Source organism: uncultured Rothia sp. (assembly GCF_937976295.1).
In the GTDB taxonomy this organism is placed as follows: domain Bacteria; phylum Actinomycetota; class Actinomycetes; order Actinomycetales; family Micrococcaceae; genus Rothia.
Map to the genome: position 1 here is coordinate 25124 of NZ_CALJRY010000157.1, position 7668 is coordinate 32791.

General features: G+C 62.9%; 5 protein-coding genes. All 5 read left to right on the top strand.

The window, feature by feature from the left end; translation table 11 throughout:
- Window positions 1-238 precede the first annotated feature (238 nt).
- The 5 genes from ligA (at window position 239) to gatB (ending at window position 7490) form a co-directional block, all read left to right on the top strand.
- On the top strand, window positions 239-2392 hold the full coding sequence (ligA, locus tag Q0216_RS04210; protein ID WP_298593186.1) for an NAD-dependent DNA ligase LigA: 2154 nt from the start codon (window positions 239-241) through the stop codon (window positions 2390-2392).
- 696 nt (window positions 2393-3088) lie between these two features.
- A complete protein-coding gene (locus Q0216_RS04215) occupies window positions 3089-3844 on the top strand; it encodes a transglycosylase family protein (RefSeq protein WP_298593182.1) in 756 nt (251 codons plus the stop codon).
- Between the two features lie 224 nt (window positions 3845-4068).
- The gene (gene gatC, locus Q0216_RS04220) at window positions 4069-4365 is read left to right on the top strand and encodes an Asp-tRNA(Asn)/Glu-tRNA(Gln) amidotransferase subunit GatC (RefSeq protein ID WP_005507016.1); all 297 of its coding nucleotides are present in this window, start codon (window positions 4069-4071) and stop codon (window positions 4363-4365) included.
- 15 nt (window positions 4366-4380) lie between these two features.
- Window positions 4381-5985: an Asp-tRNA(Asn)/Glu-tRNA(Gln) amidotransferase subunit GatA gene (gene gatA / locus Q0216_RS04225; protein ID WP_298593183.1), complete on the top strand. Its 1605-nt coding sequence runs from the start codon at window positions 4381-4383 to the stop codon at window positions 5983-5985.
- Window positions 5985-7490 (top strand): Asp-tRNA(Asn)/Glu-tRNA(Gln) amidotransferase subunit GatB, encoded by a 1506-nt coding sequence (gatB, locus tag Q0216_RS04230; RefSeq protein WP_298593184.1) that lies wholly within the window; start codon window positions 5985-5987, stop codon window positions 7488-7490. The genes gatA and gatB overlap by 1 nt, the downstream gene beginning before the upstream one ends.
- Window positions 7491-7668: the final 178 nt, after the last annotated feature.

Genomic DNA, 7668 nt, shown 5'->3' on the forward strand with positions numbered 1-7668 from the left:
CGCCTGTAGGAGGCGGGGGTGAACTGTATCCGAAGTCAGCATGACTGAGCGTAGAGACTGAGGACATGCGCCTGCGGAACCCGGCGATATGACGAGAGATAGGGGAGAGGCGTAGCAAAAACGCTAGACTGGACGGGTGACTGAGAACAACACCACCCAGCAGACTGCCCCCGCCGAGACTCGAGCAGAGAGCCCCGCAGAGAACACCGTAGAAAACACTGCAGAAAACACCGCGGAGATTACCGAGGCTCTGCGTGCCGAGTACGCGGAACTGACCGATAAGATTCGTGCCGCCCGCCGTGCCTACTACAACGAGGACGCGCCCTTCCTCTCCGACGCCGAGTACGATGCGCTCTACCGCCGCCTCGAGATCATTGAGGCGGAGCACCCGCTCATCATCGCCAATGACTCGCCCACCCAGGAAGTCGGCGGCGAAGCCATCGAAGCTTTCGCGCCCGTCACCCACCTGCAGCGCATGTACTCCCTCGAGGACGTCTTCTCCTTCGAGGAGCTGCGCACCTGGCTGGCCAAGACCGAAGAGAACGTCCAGAACCTTACCGGTGACGCACCGCAGTGGCTGACCGAGCTGAAAATTGACGGCCTGGCGGTAAACCTGCTCTACCGCAACGGCATCCTCGTACGCGCGGCAACCCGCGGCGACGGCACCACCGGCGAAGACGTCACCCACAACGTGCGCACCATTGCGAGCATCCCGCAGCAGCTGACCGGCGAGAACCACCCCGAAGAGATTGAAATCCGCGGCGAAGTGTTCATCTCCTCCGCCGATTTTGAGAAGCTCAACGAGTCCATGATTGCCGCCGGCAAGAATCCCTTCGCGAACCCGCGTAACGCTGCGGCAGGCTCGCTGCGCCAGAAGGATGCGGCGGTGACCGCATCGCGCCCGCTGAGCATGTACGTGCACGGCATCGGTTCGCGCACCGGCCTGGATATTGCCACTCAGTACGAGACCTACGACCTGCTCGCCTCCTGGGGCCTGCCCGTGAGCCCCTATAGCGAAATCGCCGATAACGCCGAGGCGGTGTTCGCCTTCATCAACAAGTACGGCGAGCAGCGCCACTCCCTCGTGCACGAAATCGACGGTATCGTCATTAAGGTCAACGACTTCGCGACCCAGGCCCAGCTGGGCTACACCTCCCGCGTGCCGCGCTGGGCGGTGGCGTACAAGTACCCGCCCGAAGAGGTGCACACCAAGCTGCTGGACATCCGCGTGGACGTGGGACGCACCGGCCGCGTGACTCCCTACGGCGTCATGGAGCCCGTGTTCGTCTCCGGCTCGACCGTGGAACGCGCCACCCTGCACAACCAGGACGTGGTCAAGGCTAAGGGTGTGCTCATCGGTGACACCGTGGTGCTGCGCAAGGCAGGCGACGTGATCCCCGAGATTGTTGCCCCCGTGGTTGCCCTACGTGACGGCACCGAACGCGAGTTCGTCATGCCTAGCGAATGCCCCTCCTGCGGCTCGCCTCTCGCCCCCGGCAAGGAGGGCGACGTGGACCTGCGCTGCACGAACCCGCGCTCCTGCCCTGCGCAGCTGACCGAGCGCGTGTACTATGCGGCAAGCCGCGGCGCCTTCGACATTGAGGCGCTCGGCTACGAAGCAGCCAAGGCACTCACCAGCCCCGCAACCCCGGACACCCCTCCGCTGACCACCGAGGCGCACCTGTTCAGCCTCAACATTGAGGACCTGCGCGAGGTCACCATCGAACGTGAGAAGAAGGTCAAGGGCGTGGGCACCGGAAAGATGGAGCGCGTGCCCTACTTCTACACCAAGCCGACCAAGGCGCGCCCCGAGCCGAAGCCCACGAAGAATACGCTGAACCTCTTCGCCGAGCTGGAGAAGGCAAAACAGCAGCCGCTGTGGCGCGTGCTGGTTGCCCTCTCGATTCGTCACGTGGGCCCGACCGCTGCCCGCGCGCTCGCCGCGGAGTTCGGTTCGATGCAGGCGATCCGCGAGGCTGACCGCGAACGCCTCGCCGCTGTGGACGGCGTGGGCACCACGATTGCCGACTCGATCATCGAGTGGTTCGCTGAGGATTGGCACGCCGAGGTTGTGGACTCCTGGGCTGCCGCCGGTGTGCGCATGGAAGATACTCGCGACGAGTCCGTGGAGCGCACCCTGGAGGGTCTGACCGTGGTCGTGACCGGTACGCTGAACGGTTATACCCGTGACGGCGCGAAGGAAGCCATTATTTCTCGCGGCGGTAAGGCATCCGGTTCGGTGTCCAAGAGGACCCACTTTGTGGTCGCAGGTGCGAATGCCGGTTCGAAGCTGGATAAGGCTCAGCAGCTGGGTCTGAAGGTGCTGGATGAGGAGGGCTTCACCGCCCTGCTCGAGGGCGGCCCGGAGGCGGTTGAGGCCACCGCCGAGTAGGCCCGGTAGCGGGGTCAATCGAATCTGACCCCTGCAATATATAGAGCATTCAGGCTCTGGAGCGCGTGATCCAGGGCCTGAATGCCAATTTTTGGCATTTGTAATTACCACAGCTTTTAAGGCGGAAGCGCCTTAAAACACTCCCAAAGCGAAAAAATATTTAAAAAATATTTACACGTTGTTCAAAACCTTTAAGGGTGGGGCTCATCAGCCCCGAATTGGAAAGCGCAACGGGGGAGCGCGTCCGAGTTAAACCCCTAGAAAACCCCGAAATTCCGGGGTAAAACCCTTAAGATACGCGGGGCTCAAGGTCTCCATTAATGTTTCCTGCACTTTTTACCTGAAAGAACCCTGGGAGAACCCGGGACGTTCGCTGTGAACTTGAAACTGGGTTGGAATCGTAAAAAACCTCGGCTATCTTTGAGACCAGATAGATTCTCGCAAGGGAATCGCCTGTGTGGTTTCAAGCTTGGAATGCTTGAAACGATGCCCGGTTCTACCGCACGTCCCCATCGAGGAAGTGCCACCCGGATTCCGCACACAAGTGCAGAATCGCTCACGGTGACATGAAATCGGTGGAGAGCCGCTCACATGGTAGAGCCAGAACATGAGTAACCTACTTCGTTATCAAAGGGTGAGCGGCGGCGCGCTAGAGTTCCGGGGACGGAACGAGCGGGGACGGCCCCAAGGAGCATTATGAAGAACACTTCCATTCGTCGTACCGCAGCAGCTCTCGCCATCGGTGGCGCTGTAGCAGCTACCATGTCGATGCCCGCTGCAAACGCAGTAGACGGTGCTACCTGGGACGCACTGGCACAGTGCGAGTCCGGTGGTAACTGGTCCATCAACACCGGTAACGGCTTCTACGGCGGTCTGCAGTTCACCCAGCAGTCCTGGAACGGCGTCGGCATGTCCGGCTCCCCCGCAACCGCTTCCCGTGCACAGCAGATCGAGGCTGGCGAGCGTCTGCTCGCTATCCAGGGCTGGGGCGCATGGCCCGCATGCTCCGCTAAGCTTGGCCTCTACGGCAAGACCGGCGCAGCTCCCACCTACACCGAGCCCACCACCACCGTGGCTGCACAGTCGCAGACCCAGCAGACCTACACCGCTCCCGCGGCACAGGCTGCACCCGCAGCTCCTGCAGCTCAGGCTGCATCCGCAGCTGTTGAGGCTCCCGCAGCAGCACCCGCTGCACCGGCAGCTCCCGCAGCAGTTGAGGCACCTGCAGCAGCACCCGCTGCACCCGCAGTTGAGGCTCCTGCAGCAGCACCCGTTGCAGCTCCCAAGGCTGCAGCAGGCACCTACACCGTGGTTCCCGGTGACTCCCTCTCGCTGATTGCTGCAAAGCTCGGCGTTGCAGGCGGCTACCAGGCAATCGCAGCTGCGAACACCGACATCATCTACAACGTTGACCTGATCTTCCCCGGCCAGGTTCTGACCATCCCCGCCTAAGGATTAACAGGATTAACCCTTAAGCGTAACGTGGAAACGTTGTAGCCCAACGCCCCGCACCTCACACGAGGAGCGGGGCGTTGAGCATTTAACCCTAAAACAGGGGAGAAGGACACCTCCTGAACACACAAACCAGCAGGTAAACCCTCCAACCCGCAATGAGACGGAAAACGCAACCTCCACTACACTAGAGAAGAGACAAGAAAACAAACTACGGGAGAACCATGTCTGCCATCACCTTTGAACAGGTAAAGCACCTGGCATCGCTGGCACTCATTGAGATGACCGATGAAGAACTCACCGCGATGGCGTCTGAGCTGGACGTCATCGTCGCATCCGTTGAGACCATGTCGCAGAAAGCAACTGCCGACATCCCCGCGACCAGCCACCCCATCCCCCTCGAGAACGTCTTCCGCGAAGACGTACCCGTCACCACCCTCACCCAGGAAGAGGCGCTCTCCGGCGCCCCCGACGCACAGGACGGCAAGTTCCGCGTGCCGGCAATCCTCGACGAAGACTAAGAGGAGAACAACCAAGTGAACGAACTAATCCAGCTCACCGCCGCAGAAGCAGCAGAAAAGCTCGCATCCGGCGAAATCACCTCCGTCGAGCTCACCCAGGCACACCTGGACCGCATCGCAGCCACCGACGGCGCACCCCTGAGCGACAACCGAGCAGACGGCAAGAACGGCCTCAACGCCTTCCTGCACATCAACGCCGAAGAAGCACTCGCCACCGCAGCAGCAGTGGACGCAGACCGCGCAGCAGGCAAGGAACTGCCCCCGCTCGCAGGCGTACCCATCGCCGTCAAGGACCTCATCGTCACCAAGGACCAGCCCACCACCGCAGCATCCCGCATGCTCGAAGGCTGGATGAGCCCCTACGACGGCACCGTCACCCGCAAGGTCCGCGAAGCACGCATGCCCATCCTCGGCAAGACCAACCTCGACGAATTCGCAATGGGCTCCTCCAACGAGCACTCCGCATTCGGCGTAGTCCGCAACCCCTGGGCACTCGACCGCGCACCCGGCGGCTCCGGCGGCGGCTCCGCAGCAGCCGTCACCGCATTCCAGGCACCCCTGGCGCTCGGCACCGACACCGGCGGCTCCATCCGCCAGCCCGCAGCACTGACCGGTAGCGTCGGCGTCAAGCCCACCTACGGCTCCGTCTCCCGTTACGGCGTCATCGCCATGGCATCCTCCCTCGACCAGGTAGGCCCCGTCGCCCGCACCGTGCTGGATACCGCACTGCTCCACGAAGCAATCGCAGGCCACGACCCGCTCGACGCAACCTCCCTGCCCGATGAGCCCGGCAACTTCGTTGAAGAAGCCAAGGCAGGTGCAGAAGCTGCACGCAAGCGCGACCTGTCCGGCCTGCGCATCGGCGTCATCAAGGAACTCGGCGGCGGCGACGGCGAAGGCTTCGAAGCAGGAGTGCTCGCACGCTTCCGCGAGTCTGTTGAGGAGCTGCGTGCCGCAGGTGCAGAGATCATCGAGGTCTCCCTGCCCTCCGTCACCGAAGCTATCAGCGCCTACTACATGATCATGTCCTCCGAGGTGTCCTCCAACCTGGCACGCTACGACGGCGTCCGCTACGGCCTGCGCGTCGTACCCGAAGACGGCCCCGTCACCATCGAACGCGTCATGTCCGCAACCCGCTCCGCAGGTTTCGGCCACGAGGTCAAGCGCCGCATCATCCTCGGCACCTACGCGCTGTCCGCAGGTAACTTCGACGCCTACTACGGTGCAGCACTGCGCGTACGCACCCTCATCCAGCGCGACTACGCAGCAGCATTCGAAAAGTGCGACGTGCTCATCTCCCCGACCGCGCCCTCCACCGCGTTCAAGCTCGGCGAGAAGACCGAAGGCGACCCCATGGCAATGTACCTGGGCGACGTCGCAACCGTGCCCGTCAACCTGGCAGGCGTCCCGGCGCTCTCCCTGCCCGGCGGCCTCTCCGAAGAGAACAACCTGCCCGTCGGCATCCAGTTCACCGCACCCGCACGCGAAGACGCACGCCTCTACCGCGTCGGCGCAGCACTGGAAGAACTGCTCACCGCAAAATGGGGCGCACCGCTCTACAAGAGCCTGCCCGACACCGAAACTCTGATCCGCGACTTTGACTTTGGGGGAACCAAGTAATGAGTGAAGAAGTCCTCAGCTTCGAAGAAGCCATCGAAAAGTACGACCCGGTCCTCGGCTTCGAGGTGCACGTCGAACTCAACACCAAAACCAAGATGTTCGACTCCGCACCCAACGAGTTCGGCGACGAACCCAACACCAACGTCACCCCCGTATCGCTCGGCCTGCCCGGCGCGCTGCCCATGGTGAACAAGACCGCTGTTGAGTCCGCCATCAAGCTCGGCCTGGCACTGGGCTGCGAGATCGCAGACAAGTCCTACTTCGCCCGCAAGAACTACTTCTACCCGGACTCCCCGAAGAACTTCCAGACCTCCCAGGCTGGTGGCCCCATCGCGGAAAACGGCTCCCTGGACGTCGAGCTCGAAGACGGCACCATCTTCACCGTCGAAATTGAGCGCGCCCACATGGAAGAAGACGCAGGCAAGCTCACCCACGTCGGCGGCGCAGACGGCCGAATCCAAGGCGCAACCTCCTCCCTGGTTGACTACAACCGCGCAGGCGTGCCCCTGATCGAGATCGTCACCCGACCCATCGTCGGTGCCGGCGAACGCGCACCCGAACTGGCACGCGCCTACGTTGCCGCAATCCGCGACATCGTCCGCTCCCTCGGCATCTCCGACGCCCGCATGGAACGCGGTAACGTCCGCTGCGACGCCAACGTCTCCCTCATGCCCAAGGGCGCCGAAAAGTTCGGCACCCGCTCCGAAACCAAGAACGTGAACTCCCTGCGTTCGGTCGAGCGCGCCGTCCGCTACGAGATTCGCCGCCACGCAGCGATCCTCGAACGCGGCGAAAAGGTCACCCAGGAGACCCGCCACTGGCACGAAGACACCCGCGAAACCTCCTCGGGTCGCCCCAAGTCCGACGCTGACGACTACCGCTACTTCCCCGAACCGGACCTCGTACCGGTCGTCACCAACAGCGAATGGATTGAGCGTCTGCGCGCCGAACTGCCCGAACCCCCGGCAGAACGCCGCCGCCGCCTCAAGAGCGAATGGGGCTACTCCGACGAAGAGTTCCGCGACGTAGTCAACGCTGGCGCACTCGACGTCATCGAAGAGACCGTCGCCGCAGGCGCAACCGCAGCAGCAGCCCGCAAGTGGTGGATGGGCGAAATCGCCCGCCGCGCAAAGCAGGCTGAAGTTGAGCTCACCGCCCTCGGCGTGGAGCCCGCAACCGTGGTCGCCCTCGAAGCGCTCATCTCCGAAGGCAAGATCAACGACAAGATCGCCCGCCAGGTGCTCGAGTTCGTCCTCGCAGGTGAAGGCACCCCCGCCGAAATTGTTGAGGCACGCGGCCTCGCCGTGGTCTCCGACGACGGCGCGCTCACCGCAGCCGTTCAGGAAGCACTGGCAGCAATGCCCGACGTTGCCGACAAGATCCGTGCCGGTAAGGTTCAGGCTGCTGGCGCTATCGTCGGTCAGGTCATGAAGGCTACCCGCGGTCAGGCTGATGCCGCTCGCGTGCGTGAGCTGATCCTGGCTGAGTGCGGCGTGGAAGGCTAAGCTGTTCCGCTGACCCGGCTCTAACGAAAGAGGCGCTGTCTCCCGTGTGGGAGGCGGCGCCTCTTTCGTGCTTTCTTGTTCTGCACGAGATGCGCGGTTCCGCTTGGAAAGGCGGTTATCGTCCTCGTTCCTACAGGGGACCCGCCCTCGCTTCGCTTCGGGCACCCTGATGTCACTT

Excerpts from the sequence above, each read along its gene's own strand:
- Q0216_RS04215 (WP_298593182.1), top strand. The coding sequence starts at position 3,089 with ATGAAGAACACTTCCATTCGTCGTACCGCAGCAGCTCTCGCCATCGGT.
- gatB (WP_298593184.1), top strand. The coding sequence starts at position 5,985 with ATGAGTGAAGAAGTCCTCAGCTTCGAAGAAGCCATCGAAAAGTACGAC.
- gatC (WP_005507016.1), top strand. The coding sequence starts at position 4,069 with ATGTCTGCCATCACCTTTGAACAGGTAAAGCACCTGGCATCGCTGGCA.